At 45.2% G+C, this 25654-nt stretch carries 20 protein-coding genes; 10 read left to right on the forward strand and 10 right to left on the reverse strand.

All coding sequences use genetic code 11. The features are described 5' to 3' along the window. Window positions 1-67 precede the first annotated feature (67 nt). The 3 genes from ORJ00_RS02465 (at window position 68) to ORJ00_RS02475 (ending at window position 2317) form a co-directional block, all read left to right on the forward strand. A complete protein-coding gene (locus ORJ00_RS02465; RefSeq protein ID WP_306138885.1) occupies window positions 68-1411 on the forward strand; it encodes a hypothetical protein in 1344 nt (447 codons plus the stop codon). Window positions 1412-1414: 3 nt separating this feature from the next. Next, the gene (locus ORJ00_RS02470; RefSeq protein WP_306138886.1) at window positions 1415-1891 is read left to right on the forward strand and encodes a hypothetical protein; all 477 of its coding nucleotides are present in this window, start codon (window positions 1415-1417) and stop codon (window positions 1889-1891) included. Window positions 1892-2092: 201 nt separating this feature from the next. Further along, complete coding sequence (locus tag ORJ00_RS02475; protein WP_306138887.1) at window positions 2093-2317, forward strand: toxin-antitoxin system HicB family antitoxin; 225 nt, start codon at window positions 2093-2095, stop codon at window positions 2315-2317. Between the two features lie 128 nt (window positions 2318-2445). On the opposite strand, the gene ORJ00_RS02480 is transcribed toward ORJ00_RS02475, so the two are convergent. From ORJ00_RS02480 to ORJ00_RS02495, 4 genes are all read right to left on the reverse strand, one after another. Further along, window positions 2446-3321, reverse strand: a complete 876-nt coding sequence (locus ORJ00_RS02480; protein WP_306138888.1) for a hypothetical protein — start codon at window positions 3319-3321, stop codon at window positions 2446-2448. Beyond that, window positions 3309-5288, reverse strand: coding sequence for a Piwi domain-containing protein (locus ORJ00_RS02485; RefSeq protein ID WP_306138889.1), 1980 nt, complete (start codon window positions 5286-5288; stop codon window positions 3309-3311). Before ORJ00_RS02485 ends, ORJ00_RS02480 begins: the two co-directional genes overlap by 13 nt. A gap of 157 nt (window positions 5289-5445) precedes the next feature. Next, window positions 5446-10203, reverse strand: coding sequence for a DUF3320 domain-containing protein (locus tag ORJ00_RS02490; RefSeq protein WP_306138890.1), 4758 nt, complete (start codon window positions 10201-10203; stop codon window positions 5446-5448). Window positions 10204-10357: 154 nt separating this feature from the next. After that, the gene (locus ORJ00_RS02495; protein WP_306138891.1) at window positions 10358-11062 is read right to left on the reverse strand and encodes a hypothetical protein; all 705 of its coding nucleotides are present in this window, start codon (window positions 11060-11062) and stop codon (window positions 10358-10360) included. A gap of 182 nt (window positions 11063-11244) precedes the next feature. Here ORJ00_RS02495 and ORJ00_RS02500 point away from each other — a divergent pair, with 182 nt between their 5' ends. Further along, window positions 11245-12300, forward strand: coding sequence for an alkene reductase (locus tag ORJ00_RS02500; RefSeq protein WP_305973304.1), 1056 nt, complete (start codon window positions 11245-11247; stop codon window positions 12298-12300). Window positions 12301-12356: 56 nt separating this feature from the next. Here the strand turns inward: ORJ00_RS02500 and dsbB are convergent, their stop codons facing one another. Then, window positions 12357-12893, reverse strand: a complete 537-nt coding sequence (dsbB, locus tag ORJ00_RS02505) for a disulfide bond formation protein DsbB (protein ID WP_306126709.1) — start codon at window positions 12891-12893, stop codon at window positions 12357-12359. Between the two features lie 171 nt (window positions 12894-13064). Here dsbB and fadR point away from each other — a divergent pair, with 171 nt between their 5' ends. Beyond that, window positions 13065-13781: a fatty acid metabolism transcriptional regulator FadR gene (fadR, locus tag ORJ00_RS02510; protein WP_305973302.1), complete on the forward strand. Its 717-nt coding sequence runs from the start codon at window positions 13065-13067 to the stop codon at window positions 13779-13781. A 134-nt stretch (window positions 13782-13915) separates the two neighbouring features. Next, complete coding sequence (locus ORJ00_RS02515) at window positions 13916-16156, forward strand: aminotransferase class V-fold PLP-dependent enzyme (protein ID WP_306138892.1); 2241 nt, start codon at window positions 13916-13918, stop codon at window positions 16154-16156. A gap of 80 nt (window positions 16157-16236) precedes the next feature. Here ORJ00_RS02515 and ORJ00_RS02520 read toward each other — a convergent pair whose 3' ends face one another. Together ORJ00_RS02520 and ORJ00_RS02525 are read right to left on the reverse strand one after the other, a co-directional pair. Continuing rightward, window positions 16237-16914 (reverse strand): ChrR family anti-sigma-E factor, encoded by a 678-nt coding sequence (locus ORJ00_RS02520; protein ID WP_305973298.1) that lies wholly within the window; start codon window positions 16912-16914, stop codon window positions 16237-16239. Then, complete coding sequence (locus tag ORJ00_RS02525) at window positions 16898-17551, reverse strand: sigma-70 family RNA polymerase sigma factor (RefSeq protein WP_305973296.1); 654 nt, start codon at window positions 17549-17551, stop codon at window positions 16898-16900. Before ORJ00_RS02525 ends, ORJ00_RS02520 begins: the two co-directional genes overlap by 17 nt. A gap of 184 nt (window positions 17552-17735) precedes the next feature. On the opposite strand from ORJ00_RS02525, the gene ORJ00_RS02530 reads away from it, so the two are divergent. Further along, entirely contained in the window at window positions 17736-18344 is a 609-nt protein-coding gene (locus ORJ00_RS02530) for an FMN-dependent NADH-azoreductase (RefSeq protein ID WP_306138893.1), read from the forward strand. Window positions 18345-18527: 183 nt separating this feature from the next. Beyond that, entirely contained in the window at window positions 18528-20999 is a 2472-nt protein-coding gene (locus ORJ00_RS02535; RefSeq protein ID WP_306138894.1) for a S9 family peptidase, read from the forward strand. 94 nt (window positions 21000-21093) lie between these two features. Here the strand turns inward: ORJ00_RS02535 and mscL are convergent, their stop codons facing one another. Beyond that, entirely contained in the window at window positions 21094-21501 is a 408-nt protein-coding gene (gene mscL, locus ORJ00_RS02540) for a large-conductance mechanosensitive channel protein MscL (protein WP_027671585.1), read from the reverse strand. 111 nt (window positions 21502-21612) lie between these two features. Further along, window positions 21613-22299, reverse strand: coding sequence for an RluA family pseudouridine synthase (locus ORJ00_RS02545; RefSeq protein ID WP_306138895.1), 687 nt, complete (start codon window positions 22297-22299; stop codon window positions 21613-21615). A gap of 103 nt (window positions 22300-22402) precedes the next feature. On the opposite strand from ORJ00_RS02545, the gene ORJ00_RS02550 reads away from it, so the two are divergent. Further along, a complete protein-coding gene (locus ORJ00_RS02550; RefSeq protein ID WP_051219884.1) occupies window positions 22403-23122 on the forward strand; it encodes a pseudouridine synthase in 720 nt (239 codons plus the stop codon). Here the strand turns inward: ORJ00_RS02550 and rrtA are convergent. Continuing rightward, window positions 23100-23678 carry a rhombosortase gene (gene rrtA, locus ORJ00_RS02555; protein ID WP_306138896.1) on the reverse strand — a complete coding sequence of 193 codons (579 nt, stop codon included), beginning with the start codon at window positions 23676-23678 and terminating at the stop codon, window positions 23100-23102. The two genes, ORJ00_RS02550 and rrtA, sit on opposite strands and share 23 nt — an antisense overlap. A gap of 216 nt (window positions 23679-23894) precedes the next feature. On the opposite strand from rrtA, the gene ggt reads away from it, so the two are divergent. Next, window positions 23895-25652 (forward strand): gamma-glutamyltransferase, encoded by a 1758-nt coding sequence (gene ggt / locus ORJ00_RS02560; protein WP_306138897.1) that lies wholly within the window; start codon window positions 23895-23897, stop codon window positions 25650-25652. The last annotated feature ends 2 nt before the right edge of the window (window positions 25653-25654 follow it).

The following is a 25654-nucleotide window of genomic DNA, read 5'->3' on the forward strand; positions in this document are numbered from 1 at the left end:
TTGTAAAAATGCGCAAGTTGTAAAATTTATGTTTAGAAAAAGCGCTTTTTATAAACAAGGTGGCAGGATGCAAGACCAGCAATACAATGGCGTAGTTCTGGAAGATAAATGGGGTAAAACCTATCTGTGCAGCAGTTGTTTGCTCGCCAGGGCGGATTTAGGTGACGACTGTCTACCAGATGTCAGAGATAGAGAGTTTGGCCGCTATTTTCTGCACGATCTTGAACCGTCCGGTACTTTACGCCAGCTGTGGGTAGACATGTATCAGCATGCTAAACCCTGGGTGCACGACTTATCTAAGTTAAACGACTTTCAGCTGCGCGATGTGCTGTTGCAACTCTTTGCGGCGGATGAAATGCGTATTTGGCAACTCAGCGACGGCTGGGGCCAGCCACCAAAAGGTAACGGCATAGGCGACGGCGGCTTAGTTCCAGCCAGCGGCAGCAGCGCAGGCCCGGCACCGGTAGCTAAAACCGCCAAGCCCAAAGGCGGTGGTGTGGCAACAGAGGCGCCTGTAGCGGCTAAAGCAGCTTCGCATGAGGCGAAGAGCCCACCAGCAGCTGCAGCCAAACCTGCTGCATCAAAAAAAGTGGAACCCGAAAGCCTGGAACACGCGCAGCAAATTCTGGCCGAACGGCGTGAGCAGATTGAGCAAAGTGGTTATCAACCGAAATATTCTGATGCAGAGTTACTAGCGATGGCGGAAGCCGGTGATATTGCCAATGACCGTTTCCATGTTCGCTTGATAAACAAGACCGCAGAGGATATTAAAGCTTCTACACTCGGTTTTAAACGCCCCACGGACAGAGCACCGTATTGGGCAACAACCTTTGATATGGTTGAGGCTGCAGATTCAGATCCAGAGCTACTAGCATGCATTTTGGGCATTAAAGACTATTCACCTGATAACGAGTATTCTCTTGTTATCATCGATACACACAACATGCCACCGAAAGCTGAACGACAAACTTTTGTGCCAACCTTCGATAAGATGACAGAGTTTTGTAACAATGAGCTGACAGCAAAAGAGCTGGGGGCTATTGGTGATGTATCTGCAGTATTAAATGATGAGTTTTCTGCAGAGTACGAAGCATTTATGGCGGATTATGCAACTACTGGAAAAAGCGAGCACAACGCCGATGCAGTAAAAGAACATTTGATGGCAGTGGATGCCGATGACGAGAAAATTAACACAGTTATGTTACGACATAAGGTTCAATCTGAGTGTGGTGCTAACTCTTTGTATTCAGGAAATGGTCTAACGAAAGTTAACAGTAAGAATCGCTATGGTAAAGACGTGCCTCAACAATTTGGAGCTGCAGAAACATTTACCTTCGAACGTGATCCATTAACTGTGAATGAGCTAGGTTCTTCTATAGCCATATCACCTGCAACCCCTCTCAGAGGCTAAGCTATGTTACTTCATACTGACAATTTACCCAGCGGCTATCAAGTTAAAGCTAGCATGGATTATTTACTGTTTGACGATGAAAAACTGTTTATTGTCGCGTCTGACGATGAGTTGGTTTTAATTAAAAAATCTCCCTCACCATATGAAAACAGACAGGACGAACCAGGACTATTGCTTTACCAAACCGAATTTCCGCGTGTTGCAGCCTCTTGGCTAATTAATACTATCGAAAATCGGTTATGGAAGTCTGCTACTGAAGGTGGCGAGCCATCAGGCAAAAATTCCGTTACAGAAGTAGTTGCGGGTGAAGAGTTGACCGTGCGTCGGGTAATGGCAGTTGGTGACGACCGCAGCAAAGGTTTTGTTTTCATAAATGCCAGCCGTGATAACGTAAAATTTAGAGAAGATTTCCAGGAAATTCAGGTTTCCGACCGGCTGTTAAAAGAAGGCGGCTTGCTTGACGTGCTGCGCCAACTTTAACTTTTTATCCTGACTTAATGCCGTCGATAAGGCCGCTTATAGACCTGATCCTCTGAGTAATAACTAAAATCCCCGGCCAGCGCGTCGGGGCTTTTTATCGCTTAAATTGGCAATTGCGGTGCGTATTATTTAAGGCTAAGCTGTTCTAATGTTTCAAATATGCATACATTGGTTAATGTGGTTGCCGGTAAAGAGCCTGTTATGAAAAAGCTAACTATCAGAATGCCGGATGATAAAGCCAGCAGGCTTAAAGCCCGGGCGAAAAGCCGCAAAATCAGTGTTAATAAGCTTATAGAAGAGCTATCTACTATTGCGCTGACTGAATATAACGCCCAAGTCAGGTTTGAGGTACGTGCAGCGCGAGCTGACGCAGGTCAGGGACTTGCATTGTTTGATGAATTAGAAAAGCTGGAACTGGCTGACTAACCGTTCGGCGGCCATTCTGCAACAGACAACCTGACCAGTGGCTGGTTTCTATTATGCAGTGCTGAGGATTTTGGGTTAGAAATAACAATGGACCAGCCTGTTTCGTGCCGTATTTTTTATGCAATTAATCAGGTCTTACTCTTAAGGTTATGATTTAAAGATGTTAGCTCACTATAACTTACACCTAATAGCCTATAGAAAAATGAGAAATAATATTTAGTTATGCTATTTTTTGCTTTCTCAGAATTAATAAATTTATAGGCGCCTAAAAAACCAATTAATAATAGAGCTTTGTCTAGTAAATATGCGATCGGTTCCAGTGAATCCCAATGTTTGGTCGCATAATCTACAACATAAGGTGATATATAAGTTAATAACCAGCATATTGCTAAACTTCCAATAACAGTGAAAAGTAGGTTTAGTCTTTTAATCATCTTTTCATTGATCACGCTGATTTTTTTGTATATATCTATGCTTTCTGATTTTTCATATTGGGACCAGATTAAAGAAACTGCCTGTTTTACAACGAATAAGTCAAATAGGTCTGTTATCTTTGTCACGCAATTTCCAATGTCATTCTGAGTAATTAATTCATTATTTAATATTTTTTTTGCAACGCTGTCGACAGTGGTGTTAGGTTTCAGATCTAGATTGAATTCTTTATTTAATGCTTTGCTAAATATCAAAAGATCTCGACATGAATGCAAGTTCAGGTATTTATATACATTTGAAGATTCGCTTTCCTCTGATGTCAGTGAGGCAGCTATTAAAGTGATTAAATTGTTTGAATAATGAAACCCCTTGAATGGTTTTATCTTCTTAAGTTCTTCAAGTTCAGATATAGCATCTTCACAGGAAAATGCTTTAGAACACAGCTCGTCTTCTAAATCATTTGGCTTAGCTTTAAAAGAATGTCTTTTCCCTTCTAAAAAGCGAAAGAGAGCGAGCTCTCGATCTGAAGACTTGTTTAACAAAGTTCTCTCAATCTGTTCTATATGAACCATAATTTGTCTCTCATGCCATACAGCGAATCAATATCCCAATGGTTAATAGCCAACAAGTCGCTAGTCAGCTGAGCTAGTCTGTGGGGATAAACCACGGTTACTGGATTTTTTCCGGGAGAAAATGATCTGTGAGATAGATGAGAGAAAAACAAAATTTGTTTAGTTAATTCAAACAAATCTTTATATGTTGAACGTGAATCTAGTTTTACAAGTAGAGGCGTACTTCCTTTTCCTCCCATGGACATCAGCGCTTGGTTTGCACTTAACTTAATAAAGCATCCTCTATCCAGTTGATCTTTTATGTTCTTGAATAGTTTAAATGGATGGTTATAGCTAACAGACAAAATTGCGAATTCAATTTCATAGTCAGTGAATTCTTCTAGGCATTGATTTATAGCCGATAGTTCATACTTCCTGCTTGCGTCTTTAAAAAGATGAAATGTAAGTCTTATTTTTGAACCTTTAGGTATGCTTCGAACTTCAACTACTTCAGTGATTAACTGAGAAATGTAGTTTTGCAAATTAGCGCGATAATCACTTATTTTGCATAGAGGGCTACAACTACCAACTATATATGAACCTAAGTGATCAAAAACACTGGCAAACCCAATATTTCTTGTACCTTGTTCATCAATAGTGGATCCAACTCCAATCACAAATTCGTTAATTGTTGAACTATCCTTTTCTATTGACCAAGGAGTGCCACCAATTTTTGCGTATACGTTTAACGACAAGTTTCTCAATGTATATTCGTTGTTGGTTCTAGCGTTTTCTACAAGAACAGTTTGGGACGGAATCTGCTTGCTAATTAGTTTTGCTTTAAGTCTGTTGTATGCAGATTTTGATTTCTGTTGTTCTTTATCATTTCGGTATAAGAAAATTATTGATAGATCAAACTGCTGACTACTGAACTTTGAAATTATGTCAGCATGTTCTCTTCTATCCTCATCAACATAAATATGATCAATATTGATGTCTGTTAAGTGAAATATGTTGACTAAATTCTCATGAAGAGTGCTAAGCATTCTTTCACATTGCTTTGCATCTGATTTTGGTATAAATGCGCAGATAGATACAGGTTTTCCATAGAATTGATCAAAGCTAAGTGGTTTTAACTGGCTGATTGCAGTGTGTGTATAGCCTTTGGTGGTGTTTTTGTTGTAATAGTATTGGATCGGCTTTTGGATTAAACTTATGTCAAATTTGGTGTTTGGAAGAGACAAGAAATTTACTTTTGATATATTTATTCCCCCGATACCTATGTTGCTAGAATTTTTTGAAATGAATTCGAATGTTTTTTCTATAAAATGGTGCTCATTTGTTTTGCTTGATATTCTTTCCATTTCACTGTCATACTTTGCTTGCATGTTTGTTCTTTCAAGATATTTTTTTACGTTAGATCTTGAAGCAATTACTCTGTCGTTTTTTATATCAAAATCTCTAGTATCTACACCTTGCTTTTCAATTTCATTGAGTTCTTTTACAAACAGAGGCTTGTACTCTTTTGCTAGTGTGAATATGAATATTACCTTATTATTTGCAAAGACATGATGAACAGAAAAGTAACAGTTTGGTGTAAGTTCGAGAGCATCTAATTGGAATGGCGGCTCTGAAGCAATGTTAAAGGTGTAAAGCGATGAATACTTCACCTTAAATACTTTCCGGTTGTGAAGCTCGAAAAAGTGCTTCAGTGACATTGCAATAAGTTTTGAAATGACACCGGGAGAAGATTGACAATCTATTAACACCGTGTCAAAGCCTATCGGCCTATCGGCCACTTCAGGTTCGGGTAAAGCGTAGAGATACCTGCCATCCCTATAGTAGAAGTATGATTTGTTATCATCGCCAATACATTCGTCGAACAACTCCTTCGAGTATTCTGTCCTAAACACTGCCACTTCGTCTTTTGATAATTCTATTTCTGCAAAGTTTGGTTGAAGTAGGTTACTTGAAATTATATAGCTCAATGTAATGCCTCGATTTTTACGTATTTATCATGTTGCGCCAAAATATTAAATAATTTATATAGCCCATTAAATTATTTTTAATAAAAAATTTAGTTTCAGCTCATCACCTTACACTTACATTTAAGGTATGAATATACATGACCCATTTCTTAGGTTGCTAACTTCTCACCACAATCTTTAACCGCTCATTCTCACAAACCAATATACCTTTATCGCACTGAGTCTGCGCCAGTTTACTCATCCGTTCTGTTGCCTGAGCCGTTGCGCGTTGGAAGCCTAACAGACCCAATGCTGCTGAAGCGGCATCCGCTACGCTGATTGCGTGGGCGTCTTGCACTGTTAGCAATAAGGCATTGGTTAGCTCGGCATCGCACACATTTTCCAACTTGCGTGTGGCAATATCTGCGCTGTTCCAGTTTCTTAGTTTGACTGTGCTGCGGCCTTGCGGCCATAGCACTTCGTCTGCATCTACCTGGATCAATCCTTTTGCGGCAGCGCTTGCTATTGCTTGGTCTACAGTGCGTTTAATTTTGGCGCCAACACGGGTTAAGCCTGCGGCATTGGCTAAACGGGTAGCAACCAAAGATGAAAATATCGGGTATTCGGTTTCAACAATACGCTCTACGGCATAAACCAAAGTGCTTAAGGGGATGGCACTGAAATCATCCACGTGGGGAATATTTAGTTTAGACACATCAGCTTTTTTATACGGCGTAGTGCAGGCTTCAAATTCCGGTTGTTCTTCTTCAACCCGCAGAATAGGCGCTGCAACGGGCTCTGGCGCGGCAGTTTTGTATTTCACTTGCTGGGTATTGTTAGCTTGCGCAGCCATCGATACCATCAGCTCGTCGTGTTGTGCGATTGCATGGTCTATCAGCACCTTCAGCCTGTTTAGCTCAGCCTCAGGGTCTCTGAACCAATCGGTAGACCAAATGCGCTCAAAGCTCCAGCCCAGTCCTTCGAGCACACTCTGGCGCAGCCGCTCACGGTCGCGTGCCGACGCTGCCTCGTAATAGCCTGCGCCGTCATACTCCAGTGCCAACACAAATTTATCAGGGTTGTCCGGATGCCTTATAGCTAAATCGATGTAATAACCCTGGCTGCCGACCCTGGTGGCTACCTGATAACCTAAGCGTTGGATTGCCTGATGCAGCAGTGCACCAAACGCAAAGTTTTGTTCCTGTTCTTTTTCATGAGATTTGCTTAACTGGCCTGATTCGGCAAATTGCAAAAAGATTTGCAGTGAACGAACTCCGAAAGGGCTGTCAGCTCCAACTTTCAGTTCATCACCTTTGAAATTGGCAAACACTTCCATCGCCAGTCGCGCACGTGAGATTAATACGTTTAACCGCCGTTCACCGCCGGGTTTGTTCAGCAGGCCAAAGTTCTGGCTTAGCTGGCCGGTACTTGTTTTGCCGTAACAAATGCTGATAAAAATAACGTCGCGTTCGTCGCCTTGTACGTTCTCCAGGTTTTTTACAAAAAACTCATCACCACCTGCATGTCTTGCAAAGAACTCATCGGTTTCAGGGTGCAGGCGGCGCTCTTTTTCCAGTTCCAGCAATATGGCATCACGCTGCGAAAGACTAAACGCGACCACGCCTAAAGATAAATGCGGTTTGGTCAAAGCATGGTTCAGCACTTTTGCTACTACTGCTTCTACTTCGCCTGCATTGGTACGGGAGCCGCCCTTGTCGTAGTGGGTGTCCGGTAAATAATGAAATTTAAGCCCTGTTGCATCGGGGTGAAAGCCAGGGCTTGGAAAGGCCAGCAGCTTGTTTTTATAGAATTGGTCATTTGATACGGCAATTAATGAATCGTGGCGAGAGCGGTAGTGCCAGCGCAGCATTTTACTGGCTGCACCGCGAGCTTCCATTAGCGCCAGAATACTTTCCATTTCTGCAGTAGCGCTGTTTTCCAGCTCTTCTTCTTCCAGTTCAACGGCTTTACCAAACAAGTTGCTTGGCGGCATCTGCTTACTGTCACCCACCACAATTACTTGCCGTCCGCGTAGCATGGCGCCTAAAGCATCGGGTGCCGGAATTTGGCTGGCTTCATCAAAGATCACCAAATCAAAATCTAAAGCACCTTGTTTCAGGTAAGTGGCTATAGACATAGGGCTCATCATAAAAATGGGCTTTACTTGCTGGATAACGTTACCGGCTTCCGCCAGAAGTTTTCTGATCGGAATATGGCGTTTTTTCTTACCAAGCTCGCGCAGCACCAGTTCCATTTCACCTTTAGCTGTCTTCTTGGGCAAGCGCTCGTAAAGGCGGTTTACCAATAGCTCTTGCGCGAAAAATAAACTGTCGCCATCTATGCGTTTAAAATCGCGCAGGCTTTGCTCATGTTTATTGCGGTCAAATCGGCGTATTGCTTCCGAGCTGTCGTAGGCATGATCAACTAAATCGCGATAATAGCTAAGTTCGAATGCTGTCATTAGCTGTTCCGGGGCGGTATTCCATGAGTAAGCCAGTTCAGTGAGAGCCTTGATTTTATAAGGTTCAAGTGCCTGAATAATCTGGTTATACCGCGCGAAATCGTAAAGTAGAGCTGAGTTCTTCCAGCCTTCTAACCAGACATTGAGTTGCGAAAATTGCAGTAACGCTAAGTCGCAGTTTGGATTGCTGTTATCTATCTGTATCAGGTCTTTCAGCGTTTGTACCTGTACAGCAATGCCGTCACAAAGTGTTGTCAGAGCGTTTGCCTGGTCGCGTAGCAGTTTTTTATCAACGCCTGTATCAATCAGCTTTGCCAGTGACTGAGGCAATTCAAGACGGGCAACTTTGGTATAAAAGGTACTGATCCAGCTGTGAATTTGAGTTAAGTCACTGTGCTCTGAATATTCGCCTTGCCACTGAGAGCCAAAAACTTCAGCTAACAGCGATTGGTAACTGGCGAGCTCTTTTTTGGCGCTTTGATAGGCTAAAGCAGTGTCTAACGAGGTTAGCCACTCTGCAGAGGAAGCGGGTATAGTGCCTCGCCAAAGTCCGGCTAACTTTGCTTTTGCTTGTCGGTAGTCAGATGACAGGAAACGCCACCATTTATCTGTTTTTCCAATCAGCCCTTGTCGGATACTCAGTAGATCGGCATCCAGTGCCTGAGCGATAAAGTGCTCTTCACAACTGGCCTTCAGTGTTAAGAAATTAGCTAAACAGGCTAAGCCGTTATCGATCCTTTTTTGCTCAGAGCCCCATAGCAGGTTATCCACTTTGACGCCTTTGAGATCCGACACTTCCGATAGCCAGGCTGAAGTTGAAATCAGAGGTGTTACTTGCTGCAGGTTTTGTGGTTTCTCAAGCTGCAGAAAAGTACTGGCTGTTTCAGTTTGCACATCAAGTTGGCTAAGTAACTGGCTTATTTGTGCCAGAGTTAAGGTTAATGCCTGCTGCAGTGCAGGAGAAAAGTCAGTGCGGCCCGACATAGCAAACGGATGCACTGCAGGTACGCCAACTCGCTCTAATTGCTGCACTAATTCCGCAACAAGCTTTTTGGCATTGCTGTATTGCTCTGCAGTCCATTGTTCGAAACAGCTAAAGGGTAAGACAGGTAATGAACTGTCTGGATCTTTTATCTTTAGTTGCAGCAGGGAACCTAAAGCTTCAATGTAATTGACAGCGCTGTGCAGAATCGGAGCCCGGATCGCATGCACGTAATCATCAAGTGAGGCTTTCGATTCGGCTAAATCCAAAAACTCCTGTTCACGATTTTTTGTTTGCGGCCGTCCTTGCTCAAGTGATTCTGCGATAGAACTCAATACAGTTTTTTTGGTGCTTTTATGACTGTGCAGCTCGAGTACGGCAAAGCCCATGTGAGTTTCATCAAGGCGTTTTTTCACCACATCAAGCGCGGCCATTTTTTGCGCAACAAACAGTACTTTCTTACCCAGCGCAACCGCTTCAGCAATGATATTAGTGATGGTTTGCGATTTTCCCGTGCCTGGGGGGCCTTGAATAATCAAGTCTGCGCCAGACTTCATCGCTAAAATAGCTTCAATTTGGCTGGAGTCGGCATCTTTTACCAGATGGAGCTTTTCCGGGTGATTGAGATCTACCGGATTGATGTCTGCAGTCTGGTCAAAACCATCACGGAACAAGCGGTCAATTAAAGGCAACTGCGATGGTTTCTTTCCTTCAGGCCAGCCAGCCGGGTCAAGGTCCATATACATCTGAAACTTGCCGAAGGAGAATAGCCCTAAACCAATTTTATCCTGATGCACCCGCCACGATGGTTGTGCGGTAATCGCATCTGATACCGCCTGATAATAATCCGAGATTGTCATTTCATCGGAATAGGCAGGAAGCATTAACTTGAACTCTGTTCTTAGTTTTGCCGCTAAAGTCAGATTTGAGCCCAGATCTTCGCCGGTGTAACGTAACTTGAAGCTGTCTCTGGCCGAAGAACGGTTAAGCTCAACAGGCACAAGAATCAAAGGTGCGTACCTTGATACAGATGAGTTTGTCGGTTCATTCCACTGCAAAAAGCCAAGTGCCAGATACAACACCTCCACACCTTGCTCCTGCAGCATAGTATGAGCTTCAGTCTCAAGTTTTAGCAGCGCCTTATCCAGCTTGGCGGGTATCAAACCCGTCTGCAGATATTTGTCGCTAAAACGGGATACACCTTTCTTTTGTTCTAAATATAAATCAAGCGGGGGGAGTTCGGACACTTTATCAGACTGAAAGAATGTTCCTTCGTCCTCGTTGTCGGCAATTTTTTGTTGGTACTCTTCAGGAAGTGGTAAAAAACTGAGCGTAGTTTCTTGCTCAACCAGTATTTCAAAAATTTTTGCTGATTGTTCATCAATAATATCGAGAGATTTGCTGCCGCTGCGGTAATTTAGTTGTGGGTTGGATCTAAGACCCATATCAAGTAATTCAAGACGCGCACGCTCCAGTTGCTGCTCAACAACCATAAAATTCCCTCTTTGGCTTTATTGATGAACCATCGCCTTTATTGTTTGTTATGGTGGATGGTTAAAAAACTAACATAACACGGTTGTTTCTAAAATCAATATTGGTGCTTGTATAGAGCTTAAGATAAAGCAGCAGCCTTATGTTGTTATCGCTTCACCAATCCTTTAACCACTTCCAGCCGGTAAGCAGCAATTGCTTTAGGTTTACCGGTATTAAAACCAATAGCGCTGTGCCTTGGGCGAAGTTGGGGTTTAGCTGGCAGTAAAACGCAATTTCGGCTTTAGTGCTGGCCTTTAACCTGCTGATGTCTTCAGCGGTGTAATTGCTGGCGCGGCCTACGGTTTTTAAACAGTTAAGGTTTTGCCAGCTGCTGGGTTCGGCATTGGGTACCAGGGCTTGATACCTGGCAATATCAGCTTTGCTCATGTAGGGGTTGGGGTAGATAAAGGCGACTTTTTTGCCCATTGCCCGGTACATGGCCGGGCTTAGCATGGTGTCAAGGTAGTACACCTTATGCCTAAGGTGGCGCAGCCAGGTGCGGATTGCCGCAGAGAATGAAAAGCCAAAGGTACTGTTGTTGCCGCGATAACCCGGTGTGAACGCCGCTGAAGCACCCATTACAATGCTGTTATTGGCCTCTTTACAAAATGTCAGTAAACAATAACCCAGTAACTGTTCGCCCTGATAAAACAGCCGCACGCGCCTTTGGTAATGCGCTTTGTTGGCAAAATACTTGTTGAAGTACTGCTGGCTGTCGACGCCATTAAAGCTGGCGGTAATGAGTAGCCTGATCTGCTCAGCTTCTTTGGCCGTAAGCCAGTTTTTGCTGCTGGTTTTATCTACCTGATAGCGGTGCATAAGGGTTCACATAACGAAAAATTGGCTTAATCAGGCCAGTTTTTGCAATTATTGGCAATTATTTTTTTTGAGCGCTTGTTATTGTACCACTTGGTACACATATAGGTTTAAGCCGTAGCGTTTGCTGCGATAACTTATACACTGCTGTGCAGTAAATTTTAACATTGAATTCAGGACGTACTATGCCCACTTTATTTGACCCCGTCAGCGTTGGCGATTTACAGCTTGCCAACCGCATTATTATGGCGCCATTAACCCGCTGCCGTGCTAGCGAGGGCAGGGTGCCGAATGACTTAATGCTTGAATACTATGTGCAGCGCGCCAGTGCCGGCCTTATTTTAACTGAGGCCACGTCGGTAACCCCGATGGGCGTAGGTTACCCCGATACACCGGGCATTTGGTCTGACGAGCAGGTGGCTGGCTGGCGTAAAATAACCGCTGCTGTGCATCAGGCTGGCGGCAAAATTATGCTGCAACTGTGGCATGTTGGCCGTATTTCAGACCCACATTATTTAGATGGCCAGCTGCCGTTAGCGCCAAGTGCTATTGCTGCCGATGGCCACGTTAGCTTAATGCGGCCGAAAAAAGCTTTTGTCACGCCGCGCGCACTTCAAACTGATGAAATTGCTGGCATTGTAGAAGCGTACCGTTTGGGCGCAGAGAACGCGAAAAAAGCCGGTTTTGATGGCGTGGAAATTCATGGTGCTAATGGCTACCTGCTGGATCAGTTTTTACAAGACAGCACCAATAAGCGCACGGACAACTATGGCGGCAGCATTGAAAACCGCGCTCGCTTAATGTTAGAGGTTACAGATACCGTGATCTCAGTATGGGGTGCTGGCAGGGTAGGTATGCACCTGGCGCCACGGGCCGATGCGCACAGCATGGGTGACTCGCAGCGCGCTGATACCTTTGGTTATGTGGCAACAGAGCTGGGTAAACGCGGTATTGCCTTTATTTGTGCTCGCGAAGCACAGGGCGAAGATAGCTTAGGGCCCATGCTGAAACGCCAGTTTGGCGGTGTTTATATTAGCAATGAGAAATTTGATAAAGCCACTGCTACAAAAGCACTGGCCGACGGTATTGCTGATGCAATCGCCTTTGGCGTACCTTATATCGCGAACCCGGATCTGGTGCAGCGATTGAGAGCAGATGCGCCTTTGAACGACGCTAAGCCAGAGCTGTTTTATAGTAGTGGTGCTGAGGGATACACTGATTATCCGCAGTTAAGTCGTTAGACAGTTAACACACGAACCGGTTTCGTCCCTGCAAACCGGTTCTCGTTCCTAAGCTCCTAGCCCCGATAAGGGTTTGAACTAAGCTTGGCAACCTGGGCGATAAGCAATAACGCAGCAACTGCAGCATAACACCACAGGGTTAGCGCACTCCAAAACGCCATACTTTTGCCCAAAAACTGCCAACTGGTGTCACCACAACTGCCGGTCGGTTCGAAAATAGCCGGTAACCATTGATCTAACGGCATCCAGCTGGGGAATTCGGCAAACAATGAACAGCTAAAAAAGCCACCTTCAACCAGCAATTGCTCAATACTCAGTAATTCATGCGCTTGTAACGCACCAAATACTGCGGCAGCACCGACGCCTAACAAGGCTACAATACGTAACAGTGCGTTTTTCGGTGCCAGCAAGCCAATAATGCCCGCTAATAAAATACCGGCAAAGCCACTGCGGACATAGATACATTTAATACAGGGCTGTAGATTCAAACCGTATTGAAAGTAGAGTGCTGTGCCAAGTAAGCCAAGGCTGGACAACACAACAAGCGCCCAGCCCCAACGCTGAGTAGTTAAAAATTTTAATGTTTGAAGCATCTTATATCCTTCTGACGGGGATTTATTACTAGCCTCGGTTAATCTACGGTATTTAGCCTTAATGTACAATCTGACTGTTGTATTAGCCTAATTTAAGGCTGCGGCTTGTTAACTGATGGCGCTCTGGTACAATCAGTGCAAATTTTTCACCAAGAAGACGGATAGATCCGCATGACCAATCTGATTAAAGCGCAAAGCCCAGCCGGGTTTGCAGAAGAGTATATCGTAGACTCGATATGGAACGGAAAGTTTGCCCCCGGCTCAATATTGCCTGCAGAGCGTGAATTGTCTGAGCTTATTGGTGTTACGCGCACTACGCTGCGTGAGGTATTACAACGTTTAGCACGCGATGGCTGGCTAACCATTCAACACGGTAAACCCACTAAAGTTAATAATTTTTGGGAAACGTCCGGCCTTAATATTTTGGAAACCTTAGCGCGGCTAGATGAAGAGCGTATGCCAGAGCTAGTGGACGAGCTGCTGTCTGCCCGTACCAATATCAGTGCTATTTATATTCGTGGTGCCATTAAAAACCATGCACAGCAGGTAGTAGAAATTTTTGCTGGTGCAGAAGCGCTGGAAGACACTGCCGAAGCCTTTGCCGAGTTTGACTACAATTTAAACCATGAGCTGGCACTGCATTCAGCCAACCGCATTTATGTCCTTATTTTAAATGGTTTCCGCGGTTTGTATAACAAAATTGCCCGTTTTTACTTTTCGCACCCTAAAGCCCGAGAGCTGGCGCGTAAGTATTATCATCAAATAAAGCTGTACGCTGAAAACGGTAAATTCGATGAAGTGGTATTTGCAGTTCGTAAATACGGTAAAGAAAGTGGCATGGTGTGGTCAGAGTTACGACCGCAGATCCCCAAAGATTTAGTTGAATAAACATTTATAAATAAACCGCCTACGGGCGGTTTGTTGTTTCTGCAACAAACACTAAGCTTGAGCTATGGGTTTATGCCAGTTATTATTGCGTGGAATAACATATTCTTTTTGGTTATAACGCTAGGGGCCTTAGCATGTTTAGTCAGTTGCATCGTGAAATTTACCTCGATAATAATGCCACTACGCCGGTACTTCCTGCTGCTGCTGAGGCGGCGATGCACATTATGCAGCGAGGCTTTGGTAACCCGAGTAGCAGCCATGCCACCGGCATTAAAGCGAAAGCTGAGCTGGAAACCACGCGTGCGCTGGCGCGCCAGCTAATAGGTGCGCGTACCGGTGATATTGTATTTACCTCAGGTGCAACAGAAGGTATCCAAACTTCTATTGTCTCGGCACTGCTTGCAGCTCGTGAACAAGGTCTGACGGGCGCCGACACTTTGCTACTATACGGTGCTACCGAGCACAAAGCGGTGCCGGAAAGCTTGAAACACTGGAATAAAGTATTACAGCTTAACGCAACTGTTATGGCGATACCGGTTAACCAGCATGGTTTACTGGACACAAAGTTTATGCGTGATAACTTGCCAAAAACGGCAATGATTTGCACCATGGCAGCGAATAATGAAACCGGCGTAAAGCAGGATTTAGCTGCGCTTGAGCAGTTAATCCGCAGTTGTAACCCAGAAGTATACTGGATGGTAGATTGTGTACAGGCACTGGGGAAAATGTCACTGAACATTGCTCAAACCAGTATTGATTATGCTCCCTTTAGTGGACACAAATTATATGCCCCTAAAGGGATCGGTTTTTTATATGTGCGAAAAAACGCACCTTATCAGCCATTTATTGCCGGTGGTGGTCAGGAAAGTGGCTTGCGATCGGGCACTGAAAACTTGCCAGGCATAGCCGCATTACATGCTATTTTCACTGAGCTGGCAAAACCGCAGGGATCCGTATTTCAATCGTCAGCGGTATTATGGCAATACCGACAGCAGTTAATTTGTGCTTTAAAGCAGGTATTTCCTGCGATGGTATTAAATAGTGACGCCCCCTATATTGTGCCGACGACGATTAACTTTTCTGTGCCGGGTTTTTACAGCAAAGATATTATGGATTTGTTTGATGCGGCCGGTATTCGTGTCAGTTCAGGGTCGGCGTGCAGTTCAAAGGTACCCAGCAGTTTTGTACTTGATGCCATGGGACTTGAAAGTTGGCGTTCGCAAGGCGCCATTCGCCTGTCGTTTGGTCCAGCAATGACCACAGTAGAGTGTGAGCAAGCTTGTGCTGCAATCGCCGCGTTGGCGGAGGTGGTAGCGAAACATTGCTTAGTGTTAACCGACGCCACCCCTACGCTGGAGCTGCATGCTACAGGGCTGCTACAGTTAAAGCATGAAGCCTTATGCAGCTATGTATTAATTTGCCCACATAGCCGTGATGCGGTCGTGATTGACCCTGTTTTAGCGTTGGCCGGGCGCATAGCGAACATTATTCAGGGCTTGGGTTTGCATGTTAAAGCTGTGCTGGATACCCATTTACATCGTGATCACATGTCGGCCAGTAAGGAAATACTTGCCTTACTGGGCAATGCATATAGCACAGCAGCGTGTGATGTGTTGGGCTGGCCAGAACAGCAAACAACCATTGCGTGTGGCGACTATCAATTAACTAAAATTGCAACGGCAGGGCATACGCCTGAAGCGGTTAGCATTCTATTACACCGGCAACAAGAGCTCTGCGCCGTGTTTGTTGGCGATCTGATGTTGCCAGGTGGGGTAGGCCGCACTGACTTACCCGGCGGCGACATATCTGCATTGACCGAAAGTATTCGTTTATTAGCAAGTCACATTGATGATGCGACGTTAATATTGTCCAGCCATGATTACGCACAGCGGTTTTTTACTACGCTAGCATTGGCGCAGAAAGAGCAGCCCTTGTTAACAGGATTAATTGAACATCATCATATTGATAGCTGGCAACAACAGTTGCAACAACACGCTGTTACGTTACAGCAGCAAACTCAGCATTTGTGTGGCTTGGTCGAGGTAAGCCCATCGGACGCAACGGATGTTATTGCGGTTGAACAGCTAGAAACCTTTATGCTGAAGTGGCCGCAACTGCAAGTTGTCGATGTGCGGGAGCCACATGAACAAAGTGCTGGTGCGCTGTCACAATATTTACCTAAGCCTTATCCGGTATTGGAAATTCCGTTGTCGAAACTGGCTGATGCACTTATTAACAACGTGGTGCAACCAGAACAGCCGCTGTTACTGGTATGTCGCTCAGGCAATCGAAGTTTGGTGGCGTGTAAAGTGCTGGGACGCTTAGGGTTTAGCCAAGTGTTTAACTTAAAGGGTGGAACCGCATTACTTCGTTAAAAAAGCGCCGGTACTGCCGGCGCTTCAATATCACGATTGACAATGTTACTAATATCAAAAAGACGATATTAACGTAAAGACTAGTAGAAAAATTGCTGCAATGGATTCAATAGCCGTGTCAGGCCCTTTTTAAAATGTAAAGGTGCGCTTAGTACGGATAAACACAGGCAATCTTCATCAGCCATAGTTCGTGGTGTATGGGTGTCATCGGGCGAGTTAATTAATAAGTCGCCAGCGTGGTACTCACCATTTTCGTCAACAATTTTGCCTGCCAGTACCAGCGTCATTTCCAAACCCAAATGAGTGTGCTGCGGCACTTCTGTGTCTTTACTGATGTAAAGTAATGACACATGGTGATCATTACCCGTAGGCAGTTTCGCTGTGGCAATACCCCCTAAATGCAACCACTTACCGTGGTTTGCACCTAACCGGCGCAGCGCACGGGGAAGCTCAAACTGACGTTGTGATACTTCAATCAGCTGTTGCGGACGTTCAGCTTGCGGTTTGTCTTGTTGCGACATATCCGTATTAGCTACGATATTGCTTAACATCGCGTTCCAATCGGTATTATCGGCTTTCACCGGTTGCAACAGAACCTGGCTTGCTAAGTCTGCAGTAACGTCGTTGTGAAGTTGCTGGCAATGCGGGCACAAGTCAATGTGGGCAGCAACCGCCAGCGCTACATCAGCACTTAAACAGCCTTCTGCAAACTGCTCCAATAACGACATACCAGGATGAAACTTAATTGCGTGCGCCATCTAATGCCTCTCTTAATCTATCCAGCGCTAAGCGGATCCGTGATTTAACTGTGCCTAAGGGTATTGCCAATTCGTCAGCGACTTCTTGGTGCGTTTTTTCCTGCAAATACACTTTTTCCATCACTTCTCGTTGTGCCGGTGGCAACTGATTAAAGTGGGGAGCTAACTTTTCCGTTAACAACTGGTTGTCCCACTGTGCTGCTGCATCATCTGCTGCTGGCTCAGGGTATTCGCCGTTTAACCACAAATCGTCAGCGCTTATATCATCTTTACGACTTTGCTTTTTTCGTAACATGTCAAAGCGAACATTACGGGCGATGGTAAAAATCCACGTAGAGGCACAGCCTCTGGACGCATCAAACAAAGCCGCTTTTTTCCACACATTCAACATGGTGTCTTGCACCATTTCCAAAGCCTGTTGTTCATTGCCAAACATCTTCATACCAAAAGCTCTTAGCCTTGGCGCGAAATAATTAAAAAGGTCGGCATAAGCTTGCTGGTCGCGTTTAAGTGCAACAAAAGTAAGCGCTTCATCCCACGGCTGGGCCGTTGTAGTTGTGCCTGTCATAGGCTCTGAGGTATCCGCTAAAGAATAATGACCTCTATCATGCCTTGATGCTGTAGCTAACTTCAACATGTTTCAGGTTCCTGATTAGGCGGTTGGCCTGCTGGCAATATTGTTGTTGTGACATTTACGCAATAACTCTGATTGTGGATTAGTTTTTTAATCTGCCAATAAATCGAATGGTTTATGCGTATTAATGGTGTTTTTTTTCTAAAAAATAGCTTTATGATGTTTGTATTAACAGTAGGAGACCAACATGAAAAAAATTCTTTTTATCAGTAGTTCAATTAGTGGCGATAAAGGTCACTCTGTCCAATTAGCGCAGCAATTTATTGCAAAATTACCGCAACAAAGTGTCGCGCTGGATACGTTAGACTTAAATGCAACACCGGTACCCCATCTTGATATGGCCGAAATGGCTGCCTGGATGACGCCCGTTGAACAACGTAATGATGAGCAGCAACGTTTAGCAGCGGTGTCTGACGATATCGTGGCACGTGTAAAAGCGGCGGACGTTTTAGTACTTGGTGTTCCCATGTACAACTTTGGTATTCCGTCACAGTTAAAAGCCTTATTAGACCGTGTTGCACGTGCGGGGATTACGTTTAAATACACTGAGCAAGGCCCAGTGGGGTTGCTTGAGGATAAACCGGTTGTTATTTTTGCTACCCGTGGTGGTATTTATCAGGGCACCTCAATGGATAGCCAGACGCCGTTTTTACAAACATTTTTTAATTTTGTCGGTTTGAAAGACATACATTTTGTTTATGCCGAGGGATTAAATATGGGAACTGACGCACAACAAACGGCACTTAACGCAGCTAAGGCGCGTTTAACAGAAATTAGCGCTAAGCTCGTGGCTTAACTTCTCTACAGCTGTTCGAATACCTCGTATTCACTCTGTTTTAACCGGCCGTTACAGGCCGGTTTTTTTATGTCTGTTAATCTTGTTTGTTACGCCGTCAGCCGCATCTGCTGTCGCGACAGTTGCGTTGCAGGCACAGGCTTTGTATAACAAGGCGTGTTTTCTCATTATAAGAATTTTGATATGACCCATATTCGTTTTTCTGTGTTGGCTATAGCACTATGCAGCCTGACACTTTCTGTGCCGTTACAGGCAAAAAAAACTGAAGTACAAACTTATCAGACAACAACCGTTAGTGTGCCCACGGTATACGCTGGCAATAGCGAAATATCGCTCAGCTTAGAGCAAATTATGTCAGATCCAGATTGGCTTGGCCGCCAACCGGAAAATGCACATTGGAGCTTCGACAGTCAACAGGTGTACTACCAGCGAAAGCAGGCAGGTTATCAGCAGCGAGACTGGTTTGCCCGACCACTTTCAGCTACAGACAACGGCTCTGAGGTTGCGCTGTCACAATTACATCAACTAGGCAGCAGTGAGCGGGTATTTAACGCCGATCGCACTTTGCAAGCCTATGTGTTTGAAGGCGATGTTTTTGTTCGAAACGCATTGACTGCAGAGCTAACTCAGGTAACACGAGACAACGAAGCACAATTTGAACCGTCTTTTTTAGCCGATGGCCGCTTATCTTATCGCGAGGGCTGGACCTGGTACGCTGAGGATTTAGCCTCAGGTAAGCGTAGTGAGCTGGTCAGCTTGAAAACTGAAGATAAGCCTAAAGCACCCGCTAAACCGGCAGGTTACCTGGCGCAGGAGCAGCACAAGCTTATCGAATTTGTCGCACTGCAACAAAGCAATGCACAACAGCGTTTTAGCGCTCAAGCACAGTTGCAGCAGCAAAATGACAGTATTGCACCCGACGCATTTTATCTGGGCAAAGGGTTGCAGGTAGTAGCTGCCAGTTTGTCACCTCTGGCTGATTATATGCTGGTGTCGGTGCGTAAAGAAGGCAAACGCAATGACAAAGACATTATGCCAAACTACATTACCGCAAATGGGGATATTGCAGCGGAAAAGGTAAGGGCCAGGGTTAATGATGTTACTCCGGAGCCTCAGCGTATTGTTTTGTTAAACCTGCTTGATGGCAGTAGCACTGAACTTAGCTATACCAGTTTGCCAGGCTATAACGAAGATGTACTAGCCGAGGTTAAAGCAGAAAATGCTAAAGCCCGGGGTGAGAAATACAAAAGCGAAAAAATCATCCGCAACATTGGTCTGATGAATGATTGGTATTGGCGTCAGGGCCCGATACGCTGGCATGCGTCAGGTCAGCAGGTTGCACTAATGCTGCAAGCGCAGGACAACAAAGATCGTTGGATTGCTACCGTTGATTTAAAAAATAAAACCCTGGTGCCGCAACATCGTCTACATGATACAGCATGGGTAAATTACGCTTTCAATGATTTTGGTTGGTTAAACAATAGCGACAGTCTGTATTATTTATCGGAAGAAACCGGTTACTCACACTTGTATGTTAAACCTTTGAAAGGCAAAGCCAAAAAACTCACCAGTGGCACTTTTGAAGTCAGTGAGCCTATGTTGAGCAGCCAAGATGATTACATTTATTTTCGCGCTAACATGGCGCACCCTGGGAATTACGAGGTGTACCGTGTGGTATTAGCCACAGGTAAAACAGAGCAGTTAACTCAGTTAGGCGGCAGTACAAGTTTTACGTTGTCGCCAGACGAACAAAAGCTGTTGCTGCAGTTTTCAACTAACTTGCTGCCTACCGAGCTATATGTAGCTGATGCCAAGCCCGGTGCTGAAGTTAAAAGGCTAACCGACACCATCTCTGCTGAGTTTAAGCAGTTACCTCTGCGTGCGCCACAGATAGTGGCGGTACCCTCAAGTCATGGTAAGCAACCTGTTTTTGCCAAGGTTTATTTGCCAGACAATTATCAAGCGGGTGATAAACGGCGCGCGGTAGTATTTAATCACGGTGCAGGTTACTTGCAAAATAGTGATTTGGGCTGGTCTGGCTATTTCCGCGAATTTTTATTTCACAACTTGCTGGCTCAACAAGGCTATGTCGTGATGGATATGGATTATCGCGCATCAGCTGGCTACGGCCGGGATTGGCGTACCGCTATTTACCGTAGAATGGGCACACCTGAAATTGAAGATTTAGCTGACGGCGTAAACTGGATGGTTAATAATGCTAATGTTGATCGTCAACGTATAGGAACTTATGGCGGTTCTTATGGTGGCTTTATGACCTTTATGGCGCTGTTTACCCAACCTGATTTATTCCAGGCAGGTGCGGCGCTGCGTCCGGTAAGTGACTGGGCATATTATAACCATGCTTACACGTCGAATATTCTTAATACACCGGCGATTGATCCCATTGCTTATCAGCGCAGTTCACCTATTTATTTCACGCAGGGATTAACAAAACCTTTGCTGATTAATGCGCCGATGGTAGATGACAACGTGTTCTTTCAAGATGTTGTGCGTTTAGTACAGCGTTTAATTGAACAAGAAAATATAAACTTTGAAACGGCTATTTATCCGGTTGAACCGCATGGTTTCCGTCAACCGAGTAGCTGGCTGGATGAGTACCGTCGTATTTACAAATTGTTTGAACAACACTTGTAAGGTAACGATAACTCTCTGCCCAACTATGTTTACCCGCAGCAATAAAAACGTCTCCTTAGGGAGACGTTTTTATTTAACTGCGTTAGCTGGAATGCTAAGCTTGTTTTTTCAGTAAATCGCGGATTTCAGTCAGCAAAAGAACATCAGCTGGTGTGGCTTCAGGTGTCGGTTCAGGTTTCGCTTCCTCTTTCTTTTTCATCGAATTCATTGCTTTTACGCCAACAAATACGGCAAATGCAATAATGATAAAGTCGATTATTGTTTGCACAAACATGCCGTACTTAATTAGCACTTCGGCCTGGCTTTCAGTGGCTTGTTGGATAACAACGGCCAGATCGCGAAAATTAACACCGCCCAGCAGCACGCCAATAGGCGGCATAATAACGTCGCTGACAAACGACGATACAATTTTGCCAAATGCCGCTCCGATAATAATCCCCACCGCCATATCCACGACATTACCGCGCATGGCAAACGCTTTAAATTCATGTAGCATGCTCATTGTGACGCTCCTATTTTATTGTTGTTATCTGCAAGCAGGTCAATTGCGCGCAGTAATAGCACTATAGCTAGATGTTTACTATTTTCCAACAAGGATTATTGTTTAATCAAGTCAGATAATTAGCTTGCCATCAGCAGTAACAAAATCGTTATCCGCGTCAAACCGCAGCCATTCACCGTTGTAAGGTTGATGAAGCGCTAAACTGGCAGCGTGTAGCTGCAAACGTGGCGCAGCGTGCAGTGCGTCAAGGTGGGCATAAAATGCATCGCCCAAAATAGGGTGGCCAAGGTGCAACATATGCATACGCAACTGATGCGAACGCCCTGTAATGGGCTTAAGTTCAACCAGCGCACGGTCTGTTAACTGTTGAAGTACTCTGTAGTGAGTAATAGCCGGTTTACCTCTGCTTAGGCAGATTTTTTGCTTTGGTGCATTGGCCGTATCCGCAATTAATGGCATATCTATTGTGCCTTCGGCTTGCGCCAGTGTGCCCCATACCACAGCCAAATAGCGTTTACTGACACGACGCTCGGCAAATTGCTGTTTTAGCGCCGCTTCTGCTTTGCGCCTAAGCGCCATAACCACAACGCCAGATGTCGCCATGTCCAAGCGATGCACCAATTGCGCTAGAGGATATTGCTGTTGTACACGACTGAGTAAACAGTCGGCCAGATGTGCACCGCGGCCGGGATTCGTTAATAAGCCACTTGGCTTATTTAGCACGATCAAATCTTTATCCTGATAGATCACGTCAAGCCATGGTTCGGTAGGGGGCTGGTAAACAAAAACGTCAGTCATGCTTAGACCATTAAGGCGATAAAGTGGGTAGCTTAGCCGAATTTAATCGGCAGACAAATGGTTTTACGGCATAATGGCCGCCGTTTAAAGAATGGAGAAGCTTATGAGCGCCAGCCATGAGAATGATAGCCCCGTGAATGATAGCACCGTGAATGATAGCCCTGAAGATTTAACCATATTGCCAGCAACAACCGAGCCGTATCATATTGCTTATGAAGATGATGTTTTGCTGGTAGTGAACAAACCCGCTCATTTGCTGACGGTTCCAGGAAGACATCCTCAAAACCAGGATTGTCTGATTCGGCGGGTGCAGCGCGAGTTTTATAATGCTGAGGTAGTGCATCGCTTAGACTACGACACTTCAGGTTTAGTCATATTGCCATTGACCAAACGTGTGCTGTCTGACATCAGCAAACAATTTCAAGCCAGAACAGTGCAAAAACACTATATCGCTATTGTTGCAGGCAAAGTGGCAAAGGCCAGAGGGACTATTGAATTACCTATTGCCGCAGATGAAGCCAATCGGCCACTGTATAAAATTTGCCATGCAACCGGCAAACCTGCGGTAACCCGCTATCAGCTGCTTAGCTATGACAGTGCAACACACCAAAGTCGAGTGCAGTTGGAACCTATAACGGGTCGCTCACATCAATTAAGATTGCATATGCTCGCGCTGGGTCATGCCATACTCGGCGATACCTTGTATGCTACAGCAGACATTGCCGCTAAAAGCTCGCGTTTAATGCTGCACGCGCAATATATACGTTTTAACCATCCGCTGAATGGCGAAGTGTTAGCGTTTAGCGAGCCTGCACCGTTTTAACCCGGCAAACACACCAACGGGCAAGACAAAAGAGCAGGCCACTGATAACACCATAAAGATGCGCATCTATAGCGACATTGGCGTTAATCAGCTGTGCCAGCTCGGCATCAGGGCCTTGCCATTGCTCCCAACTTACTTTACCAATAATGCCAAGAAGCAGCAGCCAGCCGGTGGTCATGTTAAGCTGAATATCTTTTATCGCACCTAGTATTAGCATGCTATGCAGCAGGCCTGACAAGCCGACATAAATCTGAATATCGATAGAGAAAAAATACAAGCCAGCACTAATTGCTAAGCCACATAGCAGCCATTGCAGTGCAAGCTGTCCGTAGCTGAAATATCTACCATGCAACAGCATAACCATTGCTAACCCGGCACTATTCATTAATAAATGCCAGTAGTTGCTGTGTAACAAATGGCCGGTTATTAAGCGCCAATATTGGCCTTTATCAATACCAAGATGGTCAAAATACAGTGTGGCTTGCCAAGATCCTGGTAATAAAGCAAGCAACAGCATTGTAGCGGCTAGCAAAAAATAGGGTACAACGGGTTTCATCAAAGGTATTTGCACGGGTAACGACACAGCTTCAGCACAGGATTAAGTGTGCCTATGCAAAACTATCTGCGTGATATGGTCAAGCAAAATATATTTGGAACTGGTTGTTATGCGGCAAAAGTGCAAACAGGCCCGTCCAGTGGCGGTTGTCAATATTGATCTTGTGCAGCGAAGTGGTTAGGGTGTAGTTAAATACTGATCATACGATGCTCTTTTATGTTTGCAAACTTAATTCACCACCGAACACTGCTATTTTGGGCATGTTTATCAAGCCCACTGTTGGCATATTCCGCTGCGGTACAACAAGAAACCCGTGAGCCAGAAGCTGCAACTGGGATTTATCATCAGCAGTTAGTTAAAGGCAAACAGTATATGGTGGCCGCCGCGCATCCTCTTGCCACTGAAGCGGGCCGGGCGATATTAGCCAAAGGTGGCAGTGCCGTTGATGCCGCAATTGCTACCCAGCTTATGCTGGGACTGGTAGAGCCACAGAGCTCAGGCATTGGCGGTGGTGCTTTTATGCTGCATTGGCAGGCAGACAAACAGAAATTAACTACCTTTGATGGGCGCGAAGCTGCGCCAGCATCAGCCACGCCACTGCTGTTTACCGATAACCGCAAAACAATGGATTGGCGAGAGGCTTATGTCGGTGGTAAATCAGTGGGGGTGCCAGGCGTTGTAGCATTGCTTTATGCTGCCCATCAACAACACGGTAAATTGCCTTGGGCAGAGTTATTTGTCGATACCATTACCGCTGCGGAGCAAGGTTTTGCTATATCAAGCCGCACGTCCAGCCAATTGACTCAGGGCTGGAATAAAGGCGTGTCAGTATTTTTTGATTCTAAGCAATACTTTTACCCCAATGGCAAGCCTTTACAGCAGGGCGAAATAGTTAAAAATCCAGCTTATGCTGCAACATTAAAAGCCATCGCAAATGAAGGGCCGAAGGCGTTTTATCACGGTGAGTTAGCCAAGGCGATAAGCGAGCGGGTGCAAACAGCGCCTATTAATCCGGGCACACTAAGCGTTGCAGATCTTGCCGATTACCAGGCAATTGAACGTGAAGCTATCTGCATGCCATATCGGCTGTATAAAGTGTGTGGTATGGCGCCGCCAAGTTCTGGCGGTGTTGCCATACTACAAATTTTGGGTATTTTGCAGCAGTACGATTTAACAGCACTACAGCCAGTCAGTGTCAAAGCAACACATCTGTTGGCACAAGCCGCCAAGCTAGCCTTTGCCGACCGAGAACGTTACCTGGCTGATCCGGCATTTTCTAATGTGCCCATCAGCGGTATGCTTGCACCGGATTATCTTGCCAAAAGAGCCGCATTAATCGACTTAGCTAAAGCTGGGCAGCTGGCACAAGCCGGTGTGCCTGAAGGCGCACAAGCGCTACTATCAGCCAGTTCGCCAGAGCTACCTAATACCAGCCATTTCTCCATTGTCGACAGCCAAGGTAATGCTGTCAGCATGACCACCAGCATTGAAAACGTATTTGGTTCAGGCTTAATGGTTGGGGGCTTTTTACTCAACAATCAGTTAACCGACTTTAGTTTAAGCCCGATAAAAGATGGCCAACTCGTTGCCAATAGGGTAGAGGGCGGTAAACGACCGCGCTCATCCATGGCACCAATGATGGTATTTGATCAGAACAATAAGCTGATATTACTCATTGGTTCACCTGGTGGTAGCCGAATTATCAATTACGTTGCTCAAAGCATTGTCGCAGTTTTGGATTGGAAGTTAGACATACAGCAAGCGCTTAACTTGCCGCGTATTACCCACCGTAACGACTATCTTGCGCTTGAAAAAGGTAGTGCACTGACTCAGCAGCAAGCCGTGCTGGAAGATATGGGATACAAGGTACAGATTCAGGATTTAAACAGCGGGCTACATGCCATAATGATTACACCTAACGGCCTGGAAGGCGCAGCAGATCCGCGCCGCGAAGGCAGTGTTGCTGGCAAATAGCA

Origin of the sequence: Rheinheimera baltica, assembly GCF_030731985.1 — a bacterium.
Taxonomy (GTDB): domain Bacteria; phylum Pseudomonadota; class Gammaproteobacteria; order Enterobacterales; family Alteromonadaceae; genus Alishewanella; species Alishewanella baltica.